Origin of the sequence: Brachyspira alvinipulli ATCC 51933 (assembly GCF_000518245.1) — a bacterium.
GTDB classification, from domain to species: Bacteria; Spirochaetota; Brachyspiria; order Brachyspirales; family Brachyspiraceae; genus Brachyspira; species Brachyspira alvinipulli.
In genome coordinates, this window is sequence record NZ_KI912403.1 from 391,341 (window position 1) to 418,107 (window position 26,767).

Below are 26,767 nucleotides of genomic sequence, written 5' to 3' on the forward strand. Positions count from 1 at the left end.
TTAATTATTTAATAAAAGCCATAATTTTTTCATTTAAAACTATGGCTTTATTTCTAATAATTGTTTATATTTTTACTTAAAATAATTCACACCATTTTCAAATATGCTGTAGATATCTTTTGTGATTATATTTTTGTATAAATTATTTCCGTATCTCTCACTATGTCCCATTTTACCAAATACTTTTCCGTCCTCTGAAATTATACCTTCAATGGCATAAACTGAACCATTAGGATTAAATCTAAACTCATTAGTAGGTTTTGATTCAAAGTTAACATATTGTGTAGCAACTTGTCCTTTTTTGATTAATTCTTTTACTGTATTTTCATCAGCAAAGAATCTTCCTTCACCATGAGAAACAGGAACAACTAATTCGCTTCCTACAGGTACATTGTAAAGCCAAGGAGAATTGTTTGATACTACCTTTGTTGTTACCATTTGGGAAATATGTCTTCCTATTTTATTGAATGTAAGAGTTGGAGAGTTTTCTGTAATATTTCCTATTTTTCCATAAGGAAGTAAACCTGATTTTATTAATGCTTGGAATCCGTTACATATACCCAAAACAAGCCCATCGCGTTCTAATAATTTATGTATAGAATTTTTAATTTTCTCATTTGTAAGTATTGCAGAAATAAATTTTCCAGAACCATCAGGTTCATCTGCAGCACTGAATCCTCCGGGAATCATAAATATTTGAGAATTATCTATTTTTTTAGACATATCTTCAATAGATTCTTTTATGTATTCTGGTTTAATGTTTCTAAATACAAAAATATCAGTATTAGCTCCTGCATCAGAGAATGCCTTTTGAGTATCATATTCGCAGTTAGTACCCAAGAATGCAGCTATTAATACATTAGGCTTAGCTATTTTATTTTTGCATATAAATGGTGCTTCTCTTTTGTATTCAGATATCTGGTAAGTTTCTATATCTTCATAAGTTTTATAAGGGAATACGGAAGATAATTTATTAAGCCATAATTTTTCTATTTCTTCTAAATCTACAGTTTCACCGCATACTTTTATTTTGTATTCATTGATAGTTTTTCCTATGAGTACAGCATTTTTATAATTTAATTCTTCTTTAGTTTCTACTATAAATGAAGCAGGCATCAAATTAAAGAAATAAAGCTCATCTTTTATATCAACGCCTATTCTGTTACCGAAAGACATTTTAGTTAAAGCTTCAGCAATACCTCCGAATTTAATAGTATAAGCTGATAATATTTTTTTATCTTTTATGTTTTGATGCATGAATTCAAAATTCTCTTTTATTTCAGCAACATTTGGCATGTAATTTTCTAGCATGTTATGTTTTATTAAGTAAACATAATTATTAACAGATTTGAATTCTGGAGATATAACATCTTTAGAGTTTACAGTTGATACTGCAAATGATATTAAAGTAGAAGGCACTGATATATTATTGAAAGTACCGCTCATAGAATCTTTTCCGCCTATAGCAGGTATATCAAATTCAGTCTGAGCATATATTGTACCAAGTAATGCAGAATAAACCTTACCCCATTTTTTTGCATCATTTCCTAATTTCTCAAAATATTCTTGAAATGATAATCTTATGCTTTTATAATCAACGCCTATAGAAACTAGTTTTGACATTGATTCTATTACAGAATATATTCCTCCGTGAAATTCTGACCATTTCATTATAGAAAGATTATAACCCCAAGATATAGCGGAAGCAGTATTTATTTCTTTAGCATTATTATCGAATATAGGTATTTTCTGAATGCTTACATCGCTTGGAGTCATTTGATACTTTCCGCCGAAAGGCATTAATACAGTTGTCGCTCCTATTGATGAGTCGAACATCTCTATAAGTCCTTTTTGAGAAGCAACATTCAAATCTTCTGCCATATTAAACCAATGAGATGTTAGAGAACATTCATTCTTAGTATTGAAAGGATTATTTTCAAAATTAATATCTTTAAGTACAGCATTAGTTTCCTGTTTAGCTCCGTTAGTGTCTAAAAACTTACGGCTTATATCTACAATCTTTTTGCCTTTCAAATACATTACAAGTCTGTTAGTGTCTGTTATAACAGCAACTTTTGTAGCTTCAATATTCTCTTCATTAGCAAGTTTTATAAATGTATCTGCATCTTTACTTTCAACAACAACAGCCATTCTCTCCTGAGATTCTGATATTGCAAGTTCAGTACCATTTAAACCTAAATATTTAACAGGTAAAACATCAAGATTAATATCAATTCCGTCTGATAATTCACCTATAGCAACGGAAACACCGCCAGCACCGAAGTCATTACATTTTTTTATTAATTTGGTAACTTCCTTATTTCTGAATAATCTCTGTATTTTTCTTTCTTCCGGAGCATTACCTTTTTGTACTTCAGCACCGCAAAGTCTTAAAGATGTATCAGTATGGCTTTTTGATGAACCAGTAGCACCACCGCATCCGTCTCTTCCTGTTCTTCCTCCAAGCACTATAACTATATCGCCTGCTTTTGGCTTTTCTCTTCTTACATAACTCACAGGAACAGCACCTACAACAGCACCTACTTCAAGTCTTTTTGCCTTATATCCTTCATCATATATTTCATTAACTAAACAAGTTGTAAGCCCTATTTGGTTACCGTAAGAAGAATATCCTGCTGCTGCAGTTGTTGTTATTTTCTTTTGAGGAAGTTTGCCGGCTAAAGTATCTTCCAATTTTTCTAATGGATTAGCACTTCCTGTAACTCTTATTGCCTGATATACATAGCTTCTTCCAGAAAGCGGATCTCTTATAGCTCCGCCCAAACAAGTAGAAGCTCCTCCGAAAGGCTCAATCTCTGTAGGGTGATTATGAGTTTCATTTTTAAACATTAATAAATATTTTTCTGTTTTACTTTTTCCGTTCTCATCAACAGCATCAACATCTATGTAAATAGAACATGCATTTATCTCATCTGAAATTTCTAAATCTTCAAGTTTTCCTTTTTTCTTTATATATTTAGCGGATACTGTTGCCATATCCATTAAATTAATATCTCTTTTACTGTCAACATCTTCACCGTAAAGCCCTTTTCTCATACTATAATATCTATTAATAGCATTAAGTATCACTTCTGAAAAGTTGCTTTTATCATTTTCTAATTTTACATCATTTATTTTTGTCATGAATGTTGTATGGCGGCAATGATCTGACCAATATGTATCAAGAACTTTTATTTCTGTTTCTGTTGGGTTTCTTTTCTCTTCATTTTTGAAATAACTTTGTACGAACTCTATATCCTTATAAGTCATTGCCAAATCAAGAGTATCTCTATATTTATGAAGTTCATCTATATTTAAATTAATAAAATTTTCTACATATTTAATATCATTAGCTTTTTGATGAGGTTCTATTTCTAATTTGCTTAAATCTTTTTCTCTACTTTCTACTGAGTTAATATAGAATTTTTTTATTTTTTCTATTGTACTGTCATCTATATTGCCGTCAAAAATAACAACTTTTCCGCTTACTATAGTTGCATCTTCTATATCATTATAAATAAGCTTCAAACATTGTAATGCTGAATCTGCTCGTTGATCGAATTGGCCTGGTAAATATTCAACAGAAAAATGTTTTAAACCATCAAAATCTTTTTTTTCAACAATTTTATCAGTAGGAGGTTCTGAAAATATTACTTTAATTGAATTATTTAACTGACTTTCTTCAATATTAAAAATATCATAAACATTGAGAAGTCTTACATTGCATTTTATTTTGAAATTCTCTTTTAATTGATTTTCTAATCTTTTAGCTTCCAAATTAAAGCCGTCTTTTTTTTCGATGAAAATACGATAGTTCATTGATATAATTTCCTAATTTAATTTTTTTATATAATGATTATATATATAATGATTATTATATCAATAGCATTATAAATTGAATATATATAAATTATTTTAAATAGATTTTGACAAAATAAAAAATTTTAAGTATAATATATTCATAATGAAAAATAAAACAAAGATAATATTCATACTTTCTATTATTTTTATAGCTATTATATTAAGAATAATAACTTTTTCTCAAAATTTCATAGAAAACTTTTATTCAAGAACAGTATATAAATTCATAGCAGGCAATATAGGTAATCTAACATCATTATTAAATTTTTCACTTGGAGAATATTTATTAATTGTATTTATACTTTTAATAATTTTATATATTATTTTAAGTATAAAAAAAATACTTTTTTCCAAAAACAATATAAAAGATAAATTAAAAATATTTGGAAATTTTATTTATAGTTTGGTATGCATAGCAATCATTATATATATTATTTTTCTTGTAGTATGGGGATTAAATTATAATAGAGTACCATTAATAGAAAACTATTCATCATATAATGATAAACCAATAAATAATGATGATATTTATTCATTAGCTGATAATTTAATAAAAAATATTAATAATTTAAAAGATGAAATGAAATATATTAAAATAGTTACTAATTATCAAGCTTTAAATAGAATGGTAGAATCTGAATATAATAAAGTATTTGAAGAATTTGATTTTTTATCAATGTCATATTCCAAAACAAAGCCTATAATGATGTCAAAACTATTTTTGTACTTGCAAATAACAGGCATATACTCCCCATTTACATCAGAAGCAAATGTTAATACACTTATACCTAATATATCATTACCTTTTACAATAGCACATGAAATGGCACATAAAATAGGAATAGCTTATGAAGATGAGGCTAATTTTATAGCATATATAGCATGTTCAAAGCACAGCGATCCTTTCATAAGATATTCTGCCAATTTTGAAGCATTATTATATGTGCTTGGAGAAGTAAAAAGAGATGAAAATTATGCTCATTTAATGTCTAATTTAAATAATGAAACTAAAGAAGAAATAAAAAAATATTATGAGTTTTGGCAAAAATATATGGGAAATTTATCAAAAGTGAGTCAAAAAGTTAATGATACATATTTGAAAGCAAATAATCAAAAAGATGGTGTAAAAAGCTATTCAAGAGTTGTTAAATTATTAGTATTGTATCATAGAAGTATAAATTCACTTACTTAAATAAAAATTATATTTTTACGATAATAAACAATATAATAAATTTAATAAAGGTATTTTATGCGTTTAGATGAACCACCTTATTTTTATAAGTGCAAAAGCTGTAATAGAAGATTTACTGTAAGAAGAAAAAAAACAACAATATCTATATTATTTTTTAAATTAAATTCTCAAAAATGCCCCTATTGTAAAAGCGGCAGAACAAAAAATATTGATGAGATGGTAAAAAATACATAATCATCAATTATTCTTTTTATTAGGCATACTAAGTAATATTAAAGCAATTATAGTCAAAATAATACCAAACACAGAAAGAATAGTGGGTATTTCATTAAAAAATATTATGCCGAATATTGTTGAAGCTGCAGGCTCACATGATGCTAAAATAGAAGCCTTGCCTGCATCCATATGATTTAATGATATTGTATAAAATAAATAAGGCAGTATCAAAACTAATATAGAATGCATAATAATAAATATAGATACAGATATTTTATATTCTTTTATAAGATATGCAACAGTATTCCAATCAGCAAAAGGCATTGTAACAATCGAAATAAATATAAATGCATATAAAGTTATAGTAAGTGAATTATATCCCCTATTTATGGCTTTTCTTGATATTATAGTATAAAGAGCATAAGAAAGAGCACATAGCAATCCACTTACTACCCCCCATAATGATAGTCGTACATCTGAATACAAAACATTACTCACAAAAACGCATCCTATAAATGCTAGTATTATAGAAATTATCTTTATTAAAGTAATTTTCTCTTTATAGAACAAATAAGAAAGAAGCACAACAAATACAGGAGACAAACTCAGTAAAACAGCTGCTAATGATAATGATAAATATTTTACAGATTCATTAAAAAAAATATTTATTCCGAACATACCTACTATACCAGCAGATATAAAGATAAATATATCTTTAAGTTTTATTTTTAGTAATTCTTTTTTATATATAAGTATTGAAACAAACATAACAATAACAGCTATAATCATTTTAGAAGATACTATAGTTATATTATTCATACCTAAATCTATAGATTTTCTTACAAATATTCCAGCTGCTCCCCATAATATTCCTGATAGTATAGGAAATATTGGTATAATCCTTTTTAACATTTTATTCCTTTTATATTTAAGTTTAATGTAGGCGGAATTTTAAATTAAAATAATTATTTGTCAATTAGTAATACTATTGAATTATTGTATTATTTAGTATATAAGTTACTTATAGATAAATAGGAGAATCTATTATTTATGAATAATGATTTATTAAATAATGATGAATTGCCTGAAATGCAAATATATAATAGTAAAAGAAAATTATTTTTTATGGCATTTCTATCTTTGATATTTATTTCTATTTCTATACTTATCTTTATTAACAATAATGGATATAAAGAAATAATTATAAGCATTGTAATTTCTATATTTTTTGGTATTTGCTTTTTGGTTTGTATTTTACAATTATTAAAATCAGGAAAACCAATAATTACATTAGATAAAAACGGCATAAAATACTATGTTCTATTAAGAAATAAAAACATTTTTATTAAATGGACAGAAATTAAAGAAATATATTTTTCAAAAACATTTATATATATTTACTTAAAAGAAGAAAGCAGTTTATTAGAAAATAAAAAAAATAAAAATGAACCTATGGTATTATATATGTCTGAATTAAAAATGAAAAAAGATAATGTTATAGCTCTTATTACATATTACTTTGAAATAAATACAGGAATTATATAATTTATGAAAGATGTAAATAAATTATTTTCTGACAGTAAATTTTCTATTAAAATTTATATAAATAATATAAGATTTTTCTGCATCATGATGATAGGACTTGTTATTACAATACTTTTAATAAGTGTATTATTTACTGAAGCTGATCAAAATATGAAAGCTGCGATTATATTTGTAATATTTTTCTTTATGTTCGGAGTTATTATATTATCTATCATTTTAATTAAAAGTGTAATTTTTAAAAAAGCTAGTTTCATTCTTGATAATAAAGGAATATATTATAATAACCTATTAGTAAAAAATTATATATATGTACTTTGGAAAGAAATAAAAGATATGGATATAATAGGAGGATATCTATTTATATATCTTAAAGACCATCAAAGCTATTATTTAAAAAAATTCAAAGGAAGAGTAATATCAGAAAATCCGCTTTATATACACCTTGGAGATTTAGATATAAACAATAAATTTTTAAATAGTATGTTTGATTTCTTTTATGATAATTATTCAAATGATGAAGATGATACCAATGAAAATGACGATTACAAAAAATTTTACAGAGATTATTATTAAGTAAAAATCTATTGCAGCTAATAAAAAATTGTTAGCTTTAAATATTGTAACAATAACTTTTATTTAAAATGTCTGTTTAAATCAAGCTCTCTGAAAGTTCTTATCATTTGCATTTCCATTTGTATTCTAAAATTATCATTTACCGCACTATTTATAACATTATTATTTGGATTTCTTTGATATATTTGAGACTTTATTCTCGAATTATTAACTCTCATCTGATTTTCAAGCATTCTATATCTTGGAGAATATCTGCCGTCTATAGCTCTTAATTTTTCTCTTTCCATATAACTCATATATCCGCTTCCAAAATAATGAAATCTTCCATTTCTATAATATGTTTTAGTGTATCCTGGATTTGCAAATCTTGGTGTTGTAAGATCATTTTTATACGGATAAACAGGTATTGCAGATCTTCTGTTTGCAGGTACAAAAGGCTTAACATTACCTACTCCTGGTTTAGGAGCATAATAATACTGAGAAAATGCTGTAATTGAAAGTATTAAAAATAATGATAATATTTTCATAATATAATATCCTCCTAATTATTACTATTATATATATTAAAACAGTACAAATAATATAAAATAAAATACCCGCATAACATTTTCATATCATGCGGGAACAATTTTGAGCGATTTTTTATTTATTTTTATAAACTTTGTCTGTCTCTATAAAACATTGAGTTCTCAATTTATCCAAATCAGCTCTAGCTTTAGTTCTAGCATCTATTGCTGTATTAATAACAGTCTGATCTGGATTTTCTTTATACATTTCAGCATTAATTATTTGTGACTGATTGTATATTTCTCTTCTTAATTCATCCATTTGAGGGAAATATTTATCTCTTATAGCCTGAATTTGAGATATTTGTTCTTGAGTAAGTGCATTATTGTAGTATCCATAACCCCTTCCATATCCATAACCGCATCCGCCTCTCATTCCATGCCCTCTGCCGTAACCATAATCACAACCGTGGCCTCTTCCATATCCATGATGTGCTCCTCTGCCATAACCTCTTCCATATCCGTCACCATAACCTCTGCCGTATTGAGCAAATAAAGATATTGAAGCCAAAGCCATAATTGCTATTGAAATAAAAATAACTGTTTTTTTACTAATTCTGTTTTTCATATTGTTTTCTCCTTTTTAATTTATTTATATATTTTTATTATTTTATTAGAATATTGTTATAATAACCATAATAGCAGCCATTATAATTATTATATCTATTTTCATTATTATATCTGTAACCCATATTGTATCCTCTTCCATTTCCGCAGTATCCAGCACCGCCTCTTCTGCCATAACCTCTTCCATATTGTCCAAATAAAGATACAGAAGCCAATACCATAATTGCTATTGAGACAAAAATTATTATACCTTTTCTCATAATGTTTTCTCCTTTTTAATTGTTTTTATTTTGTTTTATTATGCCTTATTAGACGCATACCAATTAAAAAAGTTCCCAAAAAATTATAAAAAAATTATTTTTTTATTATACTATAGATAAGTATATGAAATTTATTTTATTTTTCTATATAATTTCTTTATTAATCCAATTTTTCCAAAACATATATAATAGAATAAAGCTAATATCAAAACAACTGGTATAGCAACTGCTACAAAGCCAACCAAAAAGAATAATATACCAGAGAAAAATTCTTTTAAAAATGATATTAAATTTAAATATTTGTTATATATATTTGTATTACTCTTGATAGCTTCTTGATTTGAAATATTTAAAGTTACCCTTGAATAATCTATAGATGATGTTAATGTTTCTAAATTACCTTTCATAGTTTCTATTTCATAAGTTAAAGTATTAATTCTATCTTCAACTTTTAATATCTCATCAATACTTTTAGCTTCTCTTAAATAAGTTCTTAATTTCTCTAAAAGTACTTCTCTATTTTTTATTCTATTCTCTGTATCATAATATGTATCTGTAACATCTTGAGTATTAATATTTTTATTTTCGATATTTTCTGTTTCTTCTAAAAAATTTATAAAATTATACAAATTATCTTTTGGTACTCTTATAGTAAGATAATATCTATTTTTAGAAGATTCCACTGTATCAAAATAACCATTATATTCTTTAATTTTATTTTCAACAGATTTATAAGTTTTTTCCACATCTCGTGAATTGATTCTTACATCAACAGTTATTATTAATTTTCTTTCTATATTAGCAACATTATCAACATTAACACTATCACTTACAGCAGCTTCTTCAAATTGAGGAGCTGGCGCAGATACAGAAGAAGTGCTCTGTAGAGAAAAATTCACATCAGAAGAACTGCCGCTTTTTCCACCGCATGAAATTATAAATAAACTAACAATAAAAAAATATACAATTTTTTTCATTTTTAACCCCCAAATTTTATTTTAAACAGTAAATTTAGTTAATATAGCAGTGGCTAACAATAAATATATAGCAGTACCGCTAATATCACATATAGAAGTTACCAAAGGCACACTACTTGTTGTAGGATCTTTTTTCAATTTTACAAATAAAAATGGAAGACATAAACCAATTAAACTGCCTATAACAACAACTAATATCATAGATAATGATACAACTAAAGCTATCATCAATCCGCCTCTAAAAACTGCAATTAAGGAAACAGCTAAACTCATAGTAAGTCCAAGTATACTTGAAACAGCTATCTCTTTACCAAGCATAAAAAGCCAATCGCTTTTTTTAACATCCCCAACAGATAAACTTCTTATTATTAAAGTAGATGACTGTGCTCCAGCATTACCAGCACTATCTATAAGAAGTGGGAGAAAAAATATTAAAGAAACATATTGGCTTATAGTCTCTTCAAATAATCCTATAACATATCCTGATATTATGTTAACAAACACCAATATAAAAAGCCAAGATATTCTTCTTTTATAAAGAATTAAAGGATTAGCTTGTTTTATATTGCTGTCAAAATCATCATCTATACTAATAGCTCCCAATTTATGAAAGTCCTCTGTATCCTCCTCTTCAGCTATATCAAATATATCGTCTATTGTAACAATACCTATCAAAGCATTTTTAGAATCAACTACAGGTATATAAAGCAAATCATATTTTCTTCCAACGCGTACAGCTTCTTCTTGGTCAGAATATACTGACAAATATATTATATCCGTATGCATAAGATCTTCTATTTTTTCTTCTGGTTTAGCAAATAATAAATCTTTTAATAAAATATATCCTAATAAAGTGCCATTTCTGTCAACAACATAAATAACTTCAAAAGTCTCAGAATCCTTACCATACTTTCTAATATATTCTAAAGTTTGTTTTACAGTATAATCTGGAAGAACATCAATATATTCCGGTGTCATTATACGTCCTATACTGTCTTCAGGATATCCTAACAATTGTCTTGTTATATTTAAATCTTTTTCTCCCATAAGGGAAAAAATCTTTTTTGTTATTTCAGCAGGAAGCTCCTCAAAAAGAGAAGTTCTATCATCCGGACTCATTTCATGTATAAGGTCTTTAATTTCATTATCATTTATTGAAGAAATAATCTTTTCTTGTTCTTCGGTTTCTAATTCAGAAAAAACATAAGCTGCCATTTCTCTAGATAAAAGCCTAAAAACAATACTTCTATTTTTATCATTATCTAATATGCGTATTATATCCACAACTTCAGCAGCATGCATACTTGCCAGCAGATATTTAAGTTTATCCCATCTTTGATTCTCTATAATATTAATAATTTCTGTATATTCTTTACTTTCTATCATAATTTTTTATGTTTATAGTATATCAATTCTTTCATTATTATTATATAATATGTGCATTATATAATTTAATAAAAAAAAATCAAACAAGGTATTTTTATATTATTAAAATGTAAAGGAGTTATTTTAATATGGCTGATATCAAAAAAATTGGTGTATTAACAAGCGGCGGAGATGCTTCTGGAATGAATCCTACTATAAGAAGCGTTGTAAGAACTGCTATAGCTAATGGATTGGAAGTAATGGGAATTAGAGAAGGTTATCAAGGACTTATGTATAATGATTTATATCAAATGACACCAGGAAGTGTTGGAGGAATTATAAATCATGGAGGAACTATATTATTTTCTGCAAGATCTCCAGAATTTCAAACAGAAGAAGGAATGAAAAAAGCAGCAGATAATATGAAATATCATGGAATAGATGCTTTGATAGTTATTGGAGGAGATGGTACATATAAAGGAGCTTTAGATTTTACTAATCATCATCCTGAATATCCTGTTGTTGCTATACCTGGTACTATTGATAATGATATATTTGGAACAGACTATACAATAGGATATGATACTGCTGTTAATGTTGCTATGGATGCTATAGATAAATTGAGAGATACTGCTACTAGTCATGGAAGATGTTTTGTTGTTGAAGTTATGGGAAGACATGCTGGATATATTGCTTTAGAAGTTGGTATTGCATCTGGTGCTGAAGATATATTGATACCGGAAACACCTACTGATATGGATAGAATAGTAGAAGAATTACAGCTTGCTAAGAAAAGAGGTAAAAAATCTTCTATTATTGTAGTTGCTGAAGGAGATGAATCAGGCGGCGCTATGGAAACAGCTAAACAAATAGAAGGAAAAACAGGCTTTGATACTAGAGTAACAATATTAGGACACATGCAAAGAGGCGGCTCTCCTACTTCAAGAGAACGTTTAATGGCTGCAAGATTCGGGTATATTGCTGTAAAAGCATTATTAGAAGGTAAAAAAAATGTTGCTGTAGGAGTTTGGAAAGGAGAATATACTTATACTCCTTTAGCTGATGCTGTTAAAAAAGTTCCTAAGATAGATCCTATAGATTTAGCTTTATGCAGAACTCTTGCTATATAATTTAATTTATGATTGAGGCTATAGACTATGATAGATAATAAATCCATTTTAGGTGTTAGAGTAGATAATTTTCATGTGAGTTTTGAAGAAATTTTGGAATATCTTAAATATGGTAAAAATGTACTTATAACTAGTTTGGATGTCCATCAATTACTTAAAGTACGTTCTAATAAAAAATTAAAAGAAATTATAAAAGATGCTTCATTAGTAATTGCTGCTCATCCATCTATAGCCAAAGCATATAAATTTATTCATAAAGAAGAATTAACGTATATAAAAGATTTTATTTTATTTTCTAAAGTAATGGATTATATAGAGCAAAAAAAGATGTCTATGTTTTTATTTGGAGATGAAGAAAAATATTTCTTTACTATTTCAGAAAAAATAAAAAAAATATATCCTGGAATTTATATGCTTGGAAACTTTCAGAATACTAAAGATAAAGATGAATTAGAAAAAGCTTTTATAGGATTTAAAAAAATAGAACCTGATGTTTTTTTGATACATATGAATTTAAAAAAATCTTTATATTGGTTTAATAATAATAAAGACAACCTAGAAATGAAATTCTGTATACCAATAAAAAGGCCATTAGACAGTTTTGCAGGTAAGATAAAACCTCCAAGTATGGATATATTAAATTCTAATAAAGAAGAAAAATTCTATCTCAAAAAAAATATATTTAGAATATTTTTATATATAAATTACTTACGTTTTTGGACATTAGTTCTATTTGAAAAAATAACTACAAAAAAACCTAAAAATAATACAGATTAACATTATAAATGGAATACTCAAAAATTAACTCTGAGACTATAGATAAATGGGTAGAAATGGGATGGCAATGGGGAATTCCAATAACACATGAAGTATTTGCAGATGCAAAAAACGGCAAATGGGAAATGCTTTTAACACCTACAAAACCAGTTCCAAAAGAATGGTTTCCAAATTTAAAAAATAAAAAGATTCTAGGATTAGCTTCTGGAGGAGGTCAGCAAATGCCAATTTTTGCTGCTCTTGAAGCTGTATGCACATTAATGGATTATTCTCAAAAACAAATTGATTAGTGATTTATTGGTTGCCAAAAGAGAAAACTATAAAATTGAAACTGTAAAAGCTGATATGACAAAAACATTTCCTTTTTCAAATGAAACTTTTGATTTAATATTTCATCCTGTATCAAATTGCTATATAGAAGATGTTATGCATGTATGGAAAGAATGTTTTAGAGTCCTTAAAAAAGGCGGTATACTTATGTCTGGTTTGGATAATGGTATAAATTTTTTATTTGAAGAAAATTCAGAAAATGAAAAAGAAATAAAATACAAACTTCCATTTAATCCTTTAAAGGACAATAATTTATTAAATAATGCAATTAAAAATAATGACGGTATACAATTTTCACATACTATAGAGGAACAAATTAGAGGCCAGTTAAAAGTAGGTTTTAAACTTGAAGATATTTATGAAGATACTAATGGATATGGTATACTACATGAATATAATATTCCTACTTTTTGGGCTACTCTATCTGTAAAACAATAAACTTTTTATCTAATTAATTGTAAGCAGAGTTTCTTGTAAAGCCTGCATATATTCTCTTGCTCTTGATGCATTAGGATTAGCTGGATATTCCGAAATAAATGCATCTAAAGCTTTATAAGAATCAGAATATCTTCCAACCTTAAAGTATGATAAACCAATATAAAGTAATGCTTCCGCATCTAATGTATATACATTGTTTAATCTAACTCTATTATAATAATCCAAAGCCTTATTATAATTTTTTTCATTATAATATGATTGAGCTATTCTAAATAATGCTTCCTCTTCATATTCTGTTCTAGGAAACAATTCTGAAATTTTTATATAATACATTCTGGCTTTAGTATAATTTGTATTGATAAAATATCTATGTGCCATTGCTGGAACCTGAATTAAATATGTTCTGACAACCTCATCATAGTATATACTTGTTTTATTATATCTAAGAAACTCTTCATAAATTTCAAATGCCCTATCATACTCATTCATATTAAAATAAACTCTTGCTCTTCCTAATACAGCAAGTTCTCCGTCAGCTCTTAAAAAATAGCTTAATGCTTCGCCATATTTTTTTTGTAAAAACAACTGATATCCATATTGAGTATTCATTTTTGATGATAAATCTTTATCTGAAACTTTTAAATTTTCCTGCAATTTAGATATGATATATGAATCAGCATTATTCTCTAGTCTTGATATATCAGCATAAGCCAAAATTGCATTAGTAGAATAATATATAAAATTGGGATTATTAATTATATCAGTAAGTCGTTCTTTTGCCAAAGTGTATTTCTTCAATTTTTTTAATGAATCAGCAACCATAAAATATGATTCTGCTATATTATTTATAGGTCTTGATTTACTATCTATGGATAAATATTCATTTAAACTATTAATAGTATCCTGATAATTTTCTATTTCGTAGCTTCTTTTACCTTTTTGAAAATATCTTTCTGGCGAAGACAGAGCAGAAATTTTTGTAATAAACACCCCTCCCAATATTGCCACTATGGTTATGACAGATGCTAAAACTGCTGCATAAGTTTTCATAAAATATTTCCCCGCTCCAATTATAAATCAGTTAAAACCTGATTTATCCAAAAATTAACCTCTTGAGCATTATAAGTCTTTATACGATTAAAAACGTCTAATGCATTCTTTTTTCTTCTCAAATTCTTATAGCACTTACCAAGAAGCAAATTAATATTATAATATAATGTTCTGCTTACATTCACTTTTGACACAGGTTCCAAAATTGATGCTGCTGATAAATAATTACCTGCTTTAAATTGTATTACTGCTCTGTCATATTCATTCTTATATTTGCTAACTAAACTAGAATTATTATTATATGTATTACTGCTTTTAATAACTCCAGAAGTATTATTAACAACATTTGTAGTAGTTATTATATATGTATTTGTTATGTTATACACATTTGTAGTTACCAAAACATTAGTATATTCATAAATTATAGTATTGGTATTATCGATTTTATATTGATTATTAGTAATAGCATCATCAATTTTATACTGACTATTATTAGTAGTATTATCAATTTTATATTGATTATTATTAGTATTTACTACTCCATTAAATATTATGGATAATGTATCAACTTTAGGTTTTGAATTATAAAAACTTACATTATCTATATATGAAACTACAGCATAATAATAATTAGATGATAATACTGGTCTGTCAACTACAGCATATTTTCTAGAAGTGTTTGTAGCTTTAACATAATCAACCACTTTAGAATTTACTAAGGAATATTTACCAATTATAGGACTTTCACTTCTATATACATAATAAATTAAATTGCTGTTATTTATTCCATCCCATTCTATTAAAATTTCACTATCATTAGTTGTAGATACTGTAATGTCTATATTATTTACAAATTTTTCAGCACTAGGCAAATTATTAGATGTTTGTGTATATAAAATATTTATAGATAAATAAAAAATTATTATACTTACAAAGGCAAATAATATGTATATGCTTTTTTTGTTTTTTATTAATTTATTCATTACAATTATCCTATATATGCTATTTCAATTCTCGGAAATGAAATATATAAAATTTAATTAAGCAATTTAGGATATGTAATTATTAAAAAATTATATTTTATATTTTTTCCATTACTATAGCTACTAAAAAACCCAAACACATAGAAATAACAGTAGCAGCAAGCATTGGTATACTCAAAGCTGTTATATTAGGCCATAAACTCAAAAATGATACTATTATAATTCCAAGGACAAAACCAAATAATATTGATTTATATTTTTGAAGTAAAATAGTTACTAACTTTGAGATTGTAAATATTCCTATAATAACACCAAAACCTAAAAACATTAAAGGTATTAAAAGCTGAAGATTGAATGTATCAAAAAATGATGATATAAAATTTGATATATTTTCATATTCTCCTAATATTAATAATAGAAGAGAACCAGAAATACCAGGTATTACCATAGCAACAGCCGCTGCAATACCACATAAAAATAATTTAATTCCATAAAGTACTGAAAAATCACCAGCATAAGTAGTTGTACCAACAGGCTTGTTTACATCAAAGTATACAAATATAGCCATTATAAAAGCACCTAATAAAAATGCCACAAAAACTTTTATATTAAATTCTTCTACTGTTTTTGTTATAAAAGGAAAAGAGCCTAATATTAATCCTACAAAAAATATTCTTGTAGGGATAGGATAATGTATAAATGTATAGTTAATTAATTTTAAAAATAATACTATAGAAACTGCAGCACCTAAAGCAATTGGTATTAAAACTTTTAAACTATCTTTTATTTCTTTCCATTGAAGTTTAATCAATGCAGTAGGTAAAATAGATATGGAATATGTCAATTTCTCATATATACCAAGTACAAAAGCAATAGTTCCTCCAGATACTCCAGGTATAGCATTTGCCACACCTATAGCCATTCCTTTAACGATATAAGATATATATTCTCTCATGTAACCCTCTTTATATTATATTATGAAAAAATGAAAATATTTGATAAATAAAAAACCATGAATAATTATAAATTAAACATGGTTTTATATATTTTTATGAATAATAATTATTCAACTACTGCTATAACTTCTACTTCTACTAAAGCATCTTTAGGAAGAGCTTTTACTGCTACAGTGCTTCTAGCAGGAGGATTTTCTGTAAAATAAGTTGCATATACTTCATTAAAAGCTGCAAAATTAGCCATATCACTCAAAAAACAAGTTGTTTTAATAATATTAGACATAGTTAAATTTTGTGATTCTAGCAGCCCTTTAATATTTTCCATTACTCTTTGTGTCTGTTTCTTTATTTCATCTCCTTCAATATTACCGCTTACAGGATCTAGAGGTATTTGACCAGAAGCAAATATAAAATTTCCGCTTTTCACAGCTTGTGAATATGGTCCTATAGCTTGTGGAGCATTTTGGGTTTTGATAATTTTTTTATCCATGTATTTAGTTCTCCTTAATTATATTATTAAAAAATTCTTGCAATTTTATTATGTTAATTATAATAACTTTTTAATAAAATATCAAGTAATTATCAATTATTTTTATAATAGTATTTGACAATAGTACAAATTATATTATTATATAAGATAATACTAATGAAAATAACAGGGTTAATAATATGAAAATAGATGCAAAAACTATATTAACAGGATTATTTGCTTCACCTTCTAAGCACAGCATATCTCCTATAATGCATAATGAGTCTTTTGCAAAACTAAATTTAAATTATGCATATTTATCTTTTGAAGTAGACAAAAATAATTTAGAAGATGCTGTAAAATCTATAAAAACATTAAATATGAGAGGTGTTAACCTATCAATGCCTAATAAAAAGGAAGTAATAAAATATTTAGATAAAGTATCAGATGCAGCATATATGACTCAAAGTGTTAATACAATAGTTAATGATAATGGAATTCTAACAGGATATAGCACAGACGGAGAAGGATTTATAAGATCATTAGAATCAGAAAATGTATATATAAAAGATAAATGTATTACAATATTAGGTACCGGAGGAGCCTCTATAGCTATAATATCTCAAGCAGCTTTGTATGGTGTAAAAGAAATATCAGTATTTAAAAGAGATACTAATTGGCATGAACAAAAAAATATAATAGATAACATTGCCGACAAAACCAACTGCAATATAAATCTTTACTCTTTAGAGGATAAAAACAGATTAAAAAAAGAAATAGATAAAAGCTATGTTTTGATAAATGCCACAAGTGTTGGTATGAAAGATGATGTTTCTCTTATAGAAGATAAAACTTTTTTTAGAAATGATTTAGTAGTAAGCGATTGTATATATAATCCTTCAAAAACAAAATTATTAAAAATAGCTGAAGAAGAAGGATGTAAAATAATAAACGGAATGGGTATGTTATTGTATCAGGGGGCATTAGCTTTTGAACTTTGGACTAAAGAAAAAATGCCTGTAGAATATATAAAAAATATTATATTTAAATAAAGATTAAATACACTTAAGAAAGGATAAAAATATGAGAGTAGGAAAAGGTTCTCCAAAAATATGTATACCGGTGGTTGAAAAGAATGAAAAAGATATCATCAAATATATTAAAGAAATAAATAAACTTCCTGTTGATATTATAGAATGGAGGGCTGATTTTTATATAGATAATCTTGATAAATATGATAACATAATTCAGATTTCAAATGACATGAAAAAAGCTGCTAATAAGCCAATATTATTTACATTAAGATCATCAAAAGAAGGCGGAAATATAGATATAAAATATAATGTATATAAAAAAATAATAGATATTTATTATTTTATAATAGAAAATAAATGTTTTGATTTAATAGATTTAGAACTATTAACGATAAAAGAATATGATATAAAAAAAATAATAAAATTAGCTCATGATAAAAAGATAAAAACAATAATATCAAATCATGATTTTAATAAAACACCATCCAAAAAAGAAATAGTTTCAAGAATAAATAAAATGATAAAATTAAACTGCGATATTGCAAAAGTTGCATATATGCCTAAAAATAAAAAAGATGTAGTTACTTTATTAGATGCTTCAAGTGAAATAAAAGATTTTCCTATAATTGCAATATCTATGGGGGAACTTGGAATTATAAGCAGAATATTTGGTTCTGTTATTACATTTGCATCTGCTAAACGTTCATCTGCACCTGGACAATTAGAGGCTATGAAATTAAAATATATACTAGATACAATTTATAATTAAAAAAAATTATATATGACAAAATTTGTCATAGTAAACTCTTATAATGCTAATATATCATAAAAGGAGAATATTTAGATGAAAGATATATCAGCAAATAAAAGTTTAGAAAAAAATTTAAATAATCTATATGTTTTTTTTAGAAAAAACAATATAAACAGATTGGCAAATTATTCTAAAAAAGAATTATTAAATCTAAAAAAATTAGATTTAAGCTGCTGCGGGTTAAAAGATATACCAAATGAAATATCAATACTAAAAAACCTGGAAATTTTAGATATATGCAATAATAATATAAAAGAAATACCGGAAACTATATTTAATTTAAATAATTTAAAATATATAGATATTAGCTTTAATAAAATAAAACATTTATCTGATAAAATATCAAATCTACAAAAACTTGAAGAAATAGATATATGCAATAACATGTTTAAAAAGTTTCCAATAGAAATATTAAATTTAAAAAATTTAAAAAACTTAAATTTATCAGGACATAAATTAAACAGTATACCTAAAGAAATATTTAAACTTTCAAAACTAGAAGAACTAAATATATCAAATAACAATATTAACGATATACCTAAAGAAATTACAAATTTAGAAAATCTAAAAGAGCTTTATCTTGATAATAACAAGATAGATAATATACCTAGTCATATAACTAAATTATCAAAATTAACTATTTTATCATTAAAAAACAATAATCTTAATGGTAAATTTGATTATATAGGTTCTCTTACCAATTTAAAAGAATTCTACTTTTCAAGTTATGATACTATAACAATACCACGCAATATAAAAAATGTTAAAGGATTAAAAAAACTATATATAAAAGGAAATATATATTCAATACCAGAAGAAATGTACAGCTTAGAAAATTTGGAATATCTATATTTTAATAATGTAGAGGAAATCCCAAAAGAAATTAGCAAATTAAAAAAACTAAAATTATTAAGTATTGACCATAAAACTATTCTGCCTAAAAATATTAATTTACTACTTCACAATGCAGATATAATAAAAATTTCATAATTCATATTACAACATAAAAGTGTATATCAATATATAAATATTAATATACACTTTTATTTTTATGGATAAACGGTATGATTATTTCAAAATTATATCCTTTCCAAACCACTTTATAGATATCTTAGCAGCTGTTCCATCATTTTTCATTTCATCTAATATTCTGTTTACCTCATTTAAAAGTTCGGTATCAGATTTTCTAAATCCTACAGCATATAATCCATCTGTTAAAGGAGTATTTTCAAGAATTATAAAAGGAGATTTTTTTTCATTTATATAATATTGAGCAAAAATATCATCTATAATAACAGCATCTAATCTTCCTGATTGTAAATCCAAAAGCAAATTAATATTATCATCATATTTATTTATATTTTTCATTTTAGATATTATAGGATTATTGGCAACTTGTTCATGATTACCGCCGGACTGAATACCAATATTTTTTCCAACTAAATCATCTATAGAATTAATTGTTTTATCATCCATTGATTTTACTATAACAAGTTTATTATTTAAATATGGCTTAGAGAAATTAATATATTTCTTTCTCTCTTCATTAATATTTACACCATTCCAAAGAACATCAACTTCTCCATTAGTTAAAATAGATGTTGAATTAGACCATTCTATAGGCTTAGTTTCAAGCTCTACTCCAATACGTCTTGCTACTTCAAATGCTAAATCGATATCAAAACCAACTATTTCTCTGTTGCTGTCTCTAAATCCCATAGGAGCAAACGTATCATCCAAACCTAAAACAAGTTTGCCTGCATCTTTTACCTTTTGCAATGAATTATCTGTTTGAGCTATAGTTTGTTCATTATTAGTTTTTGAATTACATCCAATAATTATTAAAACTGTTATAAATAAAAATATATATTTCTTCATAATTTAATCCTTAATACAATAAATCTTTATAAATAGATTTTATTAAATGAGCAATATTATCATAAAAGGCACATTTAATTATTTACAGACTCCTAACAAACCAATTACTATATATTGTATTACTATTAACGAAAATATCAATAGTAAATTTAATTTTTTTGTAAAAAAAGTATATATTTATTTCAAATATATAGTTTAAAAAAATAATTAATTATTTTAAAACTATATCTTTAGAAAACCATTTTTGAGATATCTCAGCTGCTTTTCCATCAGCTTTCATTTCATCTAATATTCTGTCAATTTCAGCTAAAAGTTGTCCGTCAGTTTTTCTAACACCTACACCATATAACTCTTCAGTTAAAGGGCTATTATCTACGACAACAAAAGGTGCTTTCTTATCGGATATATAATACTGGGCTGCAACTTCATCTATAATAACAGCATCTATTCTTTTTGCCTGTAAATCTAAAAATGCATTAACATTTACATCATATCTGCGTATTTCTTTAGCATCTTTACTTGAAGGATCAGCTGTTAATGCCTCATCATTGCTTCCAACTTGAACACCTAATACTTTACCTTTCAAATCTTCTTTTGAATTTATTGTATTATCATCAATAGCTTTTACTATAACAAGTCTATTATTAAGATAAGGCTTTGAAAAATTAATCTGCTGTTTTCTAGCTTCATTGATAGTAACTCCATTCCAAAGAACATCTACATCACCTTTATTTAGGCTTAATATTGAGCTAGACCATTCTATAGGTTTAATTTCAAGCTCAACCCCCATACGACTAGCTACTTCAGCTGCTAAATCAATATCAAAACCAACTACATGACCATTCTCATCCCTAAAACCCATAGGAGCAAAAGTATCATCCAAACCTAAAACAAGTTTGCCTGAATCTTTTACTTTTTGCAGTGAATTATCTGCTTGAGCATTTGTCGTATCTGCAGATGCTCCATTACCTTCATTTGCTGTATTATTAGATCCGCAGCTAATAATCATAATTACTGCAAATAAGAATAAAAATATACGTTTCATCATAATTTACTCCTTTGATGATAAAAATTAATAAATTTATTTTTTATATTTTGATGATTTATAATAAAAATTTAATTGGTGTAATGTTTGTTATAAAGAATTGAATAAAAGATATTATTGAAATGGAATTTGCAATTATGCATCTAATAACTCCTGACAAACATTCATTACTAGTTATTGTAATACTATTCATAAAAATGTCAATAAAAAATATATATTAAATAAACTATTTATGAAAAATTTTATTCAAAAAATCTTTTATTCTGTCATTATTTTGATTATTAAAAAAATTATCTGATGAATCCATAGCTATTATCTTACCGCCATCCATAAAAGCTATATTTGTAGAAAGTTCATGTACAAAACTTATTTCATGGCTTACAACAATCATTGTCATTTTTTCTTTAGCAAGTTCTTTTAATACGGCAAGAACCTCTCCTATAAGTTCAGGGTCTAAAGCAGATGTAGGCTCATCACATAAAAGTACCTCAGGCTTCATAGCTAAAGCCCTTGCAATGGCAACTCTCTGTTTTTGTCCCCCTGATAACTCGTTTGGATAACTATCTTTTTTATGTTTAAGTCCTACACTATCAAGCAGCTTCAATGCCTCTTCTATAGCTTCATCTTTATTTTTCTTTTTTACAACAATAGGAGCTTCTATTATGTTTTCTAATGTTGTCTTATGAGGAAATAAATTAAAATGCTGAAATATCATGCCTATCTTTTCTTTACGCTTCATAAAATCTGCATGAGTAATAAATTCTGCTTTCTCACCTTCTCTCTTACAAAATAAAACCTCATTATCTATATAAACTTCTCCATAATCTGGTTCTTCTATCTGTATAATATTTCTTAAGAGAGAACTTTTACCAGCACCAGAAGGACCTATAATAGATAATATATCCCCCTTATTAACTTCAAATGATACACCATTTATTGCTGGAGTGTCTTTATAATGTTTTTTTACATTCACAACTTTTAAAATAGTTTCTTTAATTTCTGATGACATATTTCTTCTCCAATTGTCTGAATACAAATACAAGCACAGAAGTAAATAACAAATATATAATAGCTGCTATTAAAAATGGAAGCAATTTGTAATCCCTTGTAAGTATCTGTCTTGCATGAAGCATTAAATCTCCTATTCCTAGTACTATAACTAAAGCAGTATCTTTTATTAAGTTTATAGCTTCATTAGATAAAGGAGGAAGTACCCTTCTTACAGCTTGCGGAAGAATTATTCTAGTCATAATCTGCCTGTAATTTAAATTAAGAGCAAAAGCCGCTTCATACTGTCCCTTCTCTATACTTTCAATACCTGCTCTAAATATTTCCATAAGATAAGCTGAATAATTGAGTACGAATGTAATGGCTGCTGATGTAAATGCTGGGAAAGCTATTGCATTATTAGTCATAAGAGGAAGACCATAATAAAAGAATATAAGCTGAAGTATTAATGGAGTACCTCTAAATATCCAAGCATATATATCAAAAATATATTTTACAAATTTTGGGGCACTGAATTGTAATGCTGCAAATAACATTGATAAAGGCAGGGAAAATAATACAGTTACAATATAAAGACATAAAGTTGTGTACGTACCTTTAAGCAGATAAATAGTAGTAGATATTACATAATCCATAAATACAACCAATAATTATTTTTCATTCATTAATGAGTTATCATTATAATATTATTCACAAAAATATCAATAATCAATGTAATCTGCTTTGTATAAGCAAAAAATAATATAATAAATTTAAATACATATATTTATAAATACTTTATATAAAAGTATAATAATTTCATAAAATAGATTAAATTTAAACTATATTACACTTTTATTTATGCTCAAATAACCGTAAAAATACAATTTTTTTCACATTATAACTTGACATCATATTTTTATATAGTATAATAACAAATACTACATGTAAATATAAAGAGGTATAAATATGACTGAATTAACAGATAAGCAAAGAGATATATTTAACTTTTTGCAAAGATTCACCAATGAAAATGGATATCCTCCAACTGTTAAAGAAATTATGGTTCATTTTAATTTTGCTTCTCCTACTGCAGTAACAACACATTTAACAGCTTTGGAAAAGAAAGGATATGTTAAAAAAACAGGAAAAAGAGCTAGAGGAAGTGTTCCTATAGACACTTTTAATAAGGGAAATCATAATCTTATAAAGATACCGCTTTTAAGTAATGAAGTAAAGGCAGGACTTTTAATGGATGTTGCTGATGAATCCGTTGAAGAAACTTATTCTCTTCCTAAATCTATAGTACAGGATGAAAATAATTTTCTTATGAGAGTTGCAGGAGATTCAATGATAGATGCGCACATTAAAGAAGGAGACATGATTTTAGTTCATCCTACTACAAGTGAACCTGATAACGGAGATATAGTTGTTGCTAAAATTGATGATAATGGCAATGAAGAGATAACAGTTAAGAGATTTTTTAGAGAAAAAGACTGTATTAAATTAATGCCTGAAAACAAAGATTATCCGCCTATCATAAAGGAAAGTGTATCTATAGTTGGTAAAGTTGTGGGGTTAATAAGATTAAAAATATGATAAATATATATAACAAAAATTAAAGGGGATATTGAAATCCCCTTTTTATTTTATCTTTTATCTATAATTTGTAAATTGCAAAGGTATAGGATAATCTTTTTCTTTAAGCATAGAAATAACCGCCTGCAAATCATCCTTCTTAGCACCTGATACTCTTACTTGCTCATCCTGTATACTTGCTTGAACTTTTAATTTCATATCTTTTATATCTTTTACTATTTGCTTAGCCAAGTCTTTATCTATTCCATGTACTATTTCATCAATTTCTCTAACAGAATCTCCAGCAGCTTTTTCTTTTTTCTTCTCTTTCAAACACTTCTGATTTAAACCTCTTTTAATAAACTTTTGAAAAAGAATATCTTTAACTTGATTCAAAACAAAATCTGCAGGTGCAATTATCGTAATAGTTTTTTCACCTTTATTTAATTCAATCTTAATATTTTGACCTTTAAAATCGAATCTATTATCTATTTCTTTAGTAGCTACATTTACACAATCATCTATAACCTGCATATCAACTTCAGAAACTATATCGAAACTTGGGTCTTTTGCCATAATAATTCTCCTTTAACATTTTTTTATTTTTTATATTCTTAAAAATATTATTTTTTATTGCTTAACATTTTTTTATATAGTTTAGCATACTCTAAAGCTGTTTTATGAAGTGAATAATCTTTGCTCATTGCATTGAAAATTAATTTATCCCATATCTCTTTTTTATTATAATATAAATCAAAAGCTAAGTCCATAGTTTGAACAAAACTTTTTATAGAATATTCATTAAATGAGAAACCTGTAGCCTTATTAACTGTCTTATTGCCATTATAATTTATAACAGTATCCTTTAATCCGCCTACTGCATGTACTATAGGTAAACTTCCATATTTCATGCTGTATATTTGATTAAGTCCGCATGGTTCAAATCTGCTAGGCATTAAATATAAATCGCTGCCTGCTGTTAATCTATGTGCTAATGATTCATCAAATGTAAATAACACTTTTATATTCTTTGCTCTTTTTGCTCTATTTGTAAACTCGTATTCAAAATCTTTAAAATAATTATTCTTAGCAAATAAAAAAATAAAATTTGCTTCATAAGTAGATAATTCAAAAAATGATGAATATATCAAATCAAGTCCCTTTTGAGGATCAAATCTTGAAATCATAGTTACAAGAGGATATGATTTATTAATAAAACCTAATTCTTTATATAAAGAATTCCTTATAAGTTTCTTTTTTTCCGGATTATTTATATCATAATTATTTTTTATATATTTATCTGTTTTAGGGTTCCAAGAATCATCGTATACACCATTAAGAACTCCGTATAGTTTATGAGAAACATCCGTAAGAAGACTATTCATACCGCATCCAAATTCTTCACCCTGTATCTCTTTAGAATAAGAAGGACTTACCGTTGTAACAATATCTGAAAGTATTATACCAGCCTTTATAAAACTTACATATCCATAAAATTCAAGTCTGCTATGAACAAAGAATTTCCAAGAAATATTAAGCAATGTATATATATCTGTATTAAAATTACCTTGATAAGCCAAATTATGAATAGTAAACATCACCTTTAAATATTTTAACGCATCTTCATCATTATAAACTTCTTTTATATAAAGTGCTGCCAATGCCGTCTGCCAATCATGAATATGAAGTATATCTGCTTTTAAATTTTCTTTTTCATATAAATATATAATAAGTTTTACAATAGACTTTGAAAATAATATATATCTGCTAGCATTATCATTGTAATCAATTCCATTTTCTGAATATATGCCGTTTCTTTTAAAGAAATGATCATGCTTTATAAAATAAACATCAACATTACCATTTTCAGGATGTTTAATTTTTATTATTTCAACTTCCTCGGTATCTTTTCCATGTTCTATTTTTATTTTAGTCAATATATTTTTCTTATTTACTAAGTTATAATTTTGCTTATAAAGAGGTATTATTAAAGAAGTATTAATTTTAATAGAATCTAATGCTAAAGGAAGACTTCCTGCAATATCACCTAGCCCTCCTGTCTTTGAAAAAGGATAGGCCTCACTAGATGCTATAAATATATTCATAACTTTACTTCCATAAAGATTTTATTATAATATATTTATATACCTTTTAACGTTAAAAATCAAGTTTAAATAAA

Annotated in this window: 29 protein-coding genes; 12 read left to right on the top strand and 17 right to left on the bottom strand. The window is 26.1% G+C overall.

Annotation, left to right across the window (positions count from 1 at the left end; all coding sequences use genetic code 11):
• Positions 1 to 72: 72 nt before the first annotated feature.
• Entirely contained in the window at positions 73 to 3,819 is a 3,747-nt protein-coding gene (locus T324_RS0109280; RefSeq protein WP_028329995.1) for a phosphoribosylformylglycinamidine synthase, read from the bottom strand.
• 145 nt (positions 3,820 to 3,964) lie between these two features.
• Between T324_RS0109280 and T324_RS0109285 the strand changes: the two genes are divergently transcribed.
• Both T324_RS0109285 and T324_RS18135 read left to right on the top strand, forming a co-directional pair.
• Entirely contained in the window at positions 3,965 to 5,053 is a 1,089-nt protein-coding gene (locus tag T324_RS0109285; RefSeq protein ID WP_028329996.1) for a DUF3810 domain-containing protein, read from the top strand.
• A gap of 57 nt (positions 5,054 to 5,110) precedes the next feature.
• Positions 5,111 to 5,287 carry an FmdB family zinc ribbon protein gene (locus T324_RS18135; protein ID WP_169730111.1) on the top strand — a complete coding sequence of 59 codons (177 nt, stop codon included), beginning with the start codon at positions 5,111 to 5,113 and terminating at the stop codon, positions 5,285 to 5,287.
• Positions 5,288 to 5,290: 3 nt separating this feature from the next.
• On the opposite strand, the gene T324_RS0109295 is transcribed toward T324_RS18135, so the two are convergent.
• Positions 5,291 to 6,181, bottom strand: a complete 891-nt coding sequence (locus T324_RS0109295; protein ID WP_028329997.1) for a DMT family transporter — start codon at positions 6,179 to 6,181, stop codon at positions 5,291 to 5,293.
• 138 nt (positions 6,182 to 6,319) lie between these two features.
• Here T324_RS0109295 and T324_RS0109300 point away from each other — a divergent pair, with 138 nt between their 5' ends.
• A complete protein-coding gene (locus T324_RS0109300) occupies positions 6,320 to 6,814 on the top strand; it encodes an STM3941 family protein (RefSeq protein ID WP_028329998.1) in 495 nt (164 codons plus the stop codon).
• Between the two features lie 3 nt (positions 6,815 to 6,817).
• A complete protein-coding gene (locus tag T324_RS0109305; RefSeq protein ID WP_028329999.1) occupies positions 6,818 to 7,387 on the top strand; it encodes a hypothetical protein in 570 nt (189 codons plus the stop codon).
• Between the two features lie 59 nt (positions 7,388 to 7,446).
• Here T324_RS0109305 and T324_RS0109310 read toward each other — a convergent pair whose 3' ends face one another.
• From T324_RS0109310 to mgtE, 5 genes are all read right to left on the bottom strand, one after another.
• Positions 7,447 to 7,914 carry a hypothetical protein gene (locus tag T324_RS0109310; RefSeq protein ID WP_028330000.1) on the bottom strand — a complete coding sequence of 156 codons (468 nt, stop codon included), beginning with the start codon at positions 7,912 to 7,914 and terminating at the stop codon, positions 7,447 to 7,449.
• Positions 7,915 to 8,029: 115 nt separating this feature from the next.
• Positions 8,030 to 8,521 (bottom strand): periplasmic heavy metal sensor, encoded by a 492-nt coding sequence (locus T324_RS0109315; RefSeq protein ID WP_028330001.1) that lies wholly within the window; start codon positions 8,519 to 8,521, stop codon positions 8,030 to 8,032.
• 37 nt (positions 8,522 to 8,558) lie between these two features.
• A complete protein-coding gene (locus T324_RS0109320) occupies positions 8,559 to 8,780 on the bottom strand; it encodes a hypothetical protein (RefSeq protein WP_028330002.1) in 222 nt (73 codons plus the stop codon).
• Positions 8,781 to 8,911: 131 nt separating this feature from the next.
• Complete coding sequence (locus T324_RS0109325; protein ID WP_028330003.1) at positions 8,912 to 9,757, bottom strand: DUF4349 domain-containing protein; 846 nt, start codon at positions 9,755 to 9,757, stop codon at positions 8,912 to 8,914.
• Positions 9,758 to 9,778: 21 nt separating this feature from the next.
• The gene (gene mgtE, locus T324_RS0109330; protein WP_028330004.1) at positions 9,779 to 11,143 is read right to left on the bottom strand and encodes a magnesium transporter; all 1,365 of its coding nucleotides are present in this window, start codon (positions 11,141 to 11,143) and stop codon (positions 9,779 to 9,781) included.
• Positions 11,144 to 11,271: 128 nt separating this feature from the next.
• On the opposite strand from mgtE, the gene pfkA reads away from it, so the two are divergent.
• The 4 genes from pfkA to T324_RS18515 are packed head-to-tail and all read left to right on the top strand — an operon-like array spanning position 11,272 to position 13,797.
• Positions 11,272 to 12,252, top strand: coding sequence for a 6-phosphofructokinase (pfkA, locus tag T324_RS0109335; protein ID WP_028330005.1), 981 nt, complete (start codon positions 11,272 to 11,274; stop codon positions 12,250 to 12,252).
• A 27-nt stretch (positions 12,253 to 12,279) separates the two neighbouring features.
• Entirely contained in the window at positions 12,280 to 13,029 is a 750-nt protein-coding gene (locus T324_RS0109340) for a WecB/TagA/CpsF family glycosyltransferase (protein WP_028330006.1), read from the top strand.
• An 8-nt stretch (positions 13,030 to 13,037) separates the two neighbouring features.
• A complete protein-coding gene (locus T324_RS18510; protein WP_245580674.1) occupies positions 13,038 to 13,319 on the top strand; it encodes a M64 family metallopeptidase in 282 nt (93 codons plus the stop codon).
• Between the two features lie 7 nt (positions 13,320 to 13,326).
• Positions 13,327 to 13,797: a class I SAM-dependent methyltransferase gene (locus T324_RS18515; RefSeq protein ID WP_425387427.1), complete on the top strand. Its 471-nt coding sequence runs from the start codon at positions 13,327 to 13,329 to the stop codon at positions 13,795 to 13,797.
• A 9-nt stretch (positions 13,798 to 13,806) separates the two neighbouring features.
• Here the strand turns inward: T324_RS18515 and T324_RS0109350 are convergent, their stop codons facing one another.
• From T324_RS0109350 to T324_RS0109365, 4 genes are all read right to left on the bottom strand, one after another.
• Positions 13,807 to 14,847, bottom strand: coding sequence for a tetratricopeptide repeat protein (locus tag T324_RS0109350; protein ID WP_028330007.1), 1,041 nt, complete (start codon positions 14,845 to 14,847; stop codon positions 13,807 to 13,809).
• A 20-nt stretch (positions 14,848 to 14,867) separates the two neighbouring features.
• The gene (locus T324_RS0109355) at positions 14,868 to 15,830 is read right to left on the bottom strand and encodes a hypothetical protein (RefSeq protein WP_028330008.1); all 963 of its coding nucleotides are present in this window, start codon (positions 15,828 to 15,830) and stop codon (positions 14,868 to 14,870) included.
• 97 nt (positions 15,831 to 15,927) lie between these two features.
• Positions 15,928 to 16,785 (bottom strand): DUF368 domain-containing protein, encoded by an 858-nt coding sequence (locus T324_RS0109360; protein ID WP_028330009.1) that lies wholly within the window; start codon positions 16,783 to 16,785, stop codon positions 15,928 to 15,930.
• Positions 16,786 to 16,892: 107 nt separating this feature from the next.
• Positions 16,893 to 17,276 carry a RidA family protein gene (locus T324_RS0109365; RefSeq protein ID WP_028330010.1) on the bottom strand — a complete coding sequence of 128 codons (384 nt, stop codon included), beginning with the start codon at positions 17,274 to 17,276 and terminating at the stop codon, positions 16,893 to 16,895.
• A gap of 179 nt (positions 17,277 to 17,455) precedes the next feature.
• On the opposite strand from T324_RS0109365, the gene aroE reads away from it, so the two are divergent.
• From aroE to T324_RS17100, 3 genes are all read left to right on the top strand, one after another.
• Positions 17,456 to 18,307 (top strand): shikimate dehydrogenase, encoded by an 852-nt coding sequence (gene aroE / locus T324_RS0109370; RefSeq protein ID WP_028330011.1) that lies wholly within the window; start codon positions 17,456 to 17,458, stop codon positions 18,305 to 18,307.
• Between the two features lie 31 nt (positions 18,308 to 18,338).
• Positions 18,339 to 19,058: a type I 3-dehydroquinate dehydratase gene (gene aroD / locus T324_RS0109375; protein WP_038375168.1), complete on the top strand. Its 720-nt coding sequence runs from the start codon at positions 18,339 to 18,341 to the stop codon at positions 19,056 to 19,058.
• 75 nt (positions 19,059 to 19,133) lie between these two features.
• On the top strand, positions 19,134 to 20,090 hold the full coding sequence (locus T324_RS17100; RefSeq protein ID WP_084548640.1) for a leucine-rich repeat domain-containing protein: 957 nt from the start codon (positions 19,134 to 19,136) through the stop codon (positions 20,088 to 20,090).
• 78 nt (positions 20,091 to 20,168) lie between these two features.
• Here T324_RS17100 and T324_RS0109385 read toward each other — a convergent pair whose 3' ends face one another.
• The 4 genes from T324_RS0109385 to T324_RS0109400 form a co-directional block, all read right to left on the bottom strand.
• Positions 20,169 to 20,978: an amino acid ABC transporter substrate-binding protein gene (locus tag T324_RS0109385; protein ID WP_028330013.1), complete on the bottom strand. Its 810-nt coding sequence runs from the start codon at positions 20,976 to 20,978 to the stop codon at positions 20,169 to 20,171.
• A 211-nt stretch (positions 20,979 to 21,189) separates the two neighbouring features.
• Positions 21,190 to 22,023 carry an amino acid ABC transporter substrate-binding protein gene (locus T324_RS0109390; protein WP_028330014.1) on the bottom strand — a complete coding sequence of 278 codons (834 nt, stop codon included), beginning with the start codon at positions 22,021 to 22,023 and terminating at the stop codon, positions 21,190 to 21,192.
• Between the two features lie 226 nt (positions 22,024 to 22,249).
• Positions 22,250 to 23,032, bottom strand: coding sequence for an amino acid ABC transporter ATP-binding protein (locus T324_RS0109395; RefSeq protein ID WP_038375170.1), 783 nt, complete (start codon positions 23,030 to 23,032; stop codon positions 22,250 to 22,252).
• Positions 23,016 to 23,666: an amino acid ABC transporter permease gene (locus tag T324_RS0109400; RefSeq protein ID WP_028330016.1), complete on the bottom strand. Its 651-nt coding sequence runs from the start codon at positions 23,664 to 23,666 to the stop codon at positions 23,016 to 23,018. The genes T324_RS0109395 and T324_RS0109400 overlap by 17 nt, the downstream gene beginning before the upstream one ends.
• Positions 23,667 to 23,979: 313 nt before the next feature.
• On the opposite strand from T324_RS0109400, the gene lexA reads away from it, so the two are divergent.
• Complete coding sequence (gene lexA / locus T324_RS0109405) at positions 23,980 to 24,609, top strand: transcriptional repressor LexA (RefSeq protein ID WP_028330017.1); 630 nt, start codon at positions 23,980 to 23,982, stop codon at positions 24,607 to 24,609.
• A gap of 57 nt (positions 24,610 to 24,666) precedes the next feature.
• On the opposite strand, the gene T324_RS0109410 is transcribed toward lexA, so the two are convergent.
• Positions 24,667 to 25,164, bottom strand: coding sequence for a YajQ family cyclic di-GMP-binding protein (locus T324_RS0109410; protein ID WP_028330018.1), 498 nt, complete (start codon positions 25,162 to 25,164; stop codon positions 24,667 to 24,669).
• 47 nt (positions 25,165 to 25,211) lie between these two features.
• A complete protein-coding gene (locus T324_RS0109415; RefSeq protein WP_028330019.1) occupies positions 25,212 to 26,693 on the bottom strand; it encodes a glycogen synthase in 1,482 nt (493 codons plus the stop codon).
• Positions 26,694 to 26,767: the final 74 nt, after the last annotated feature.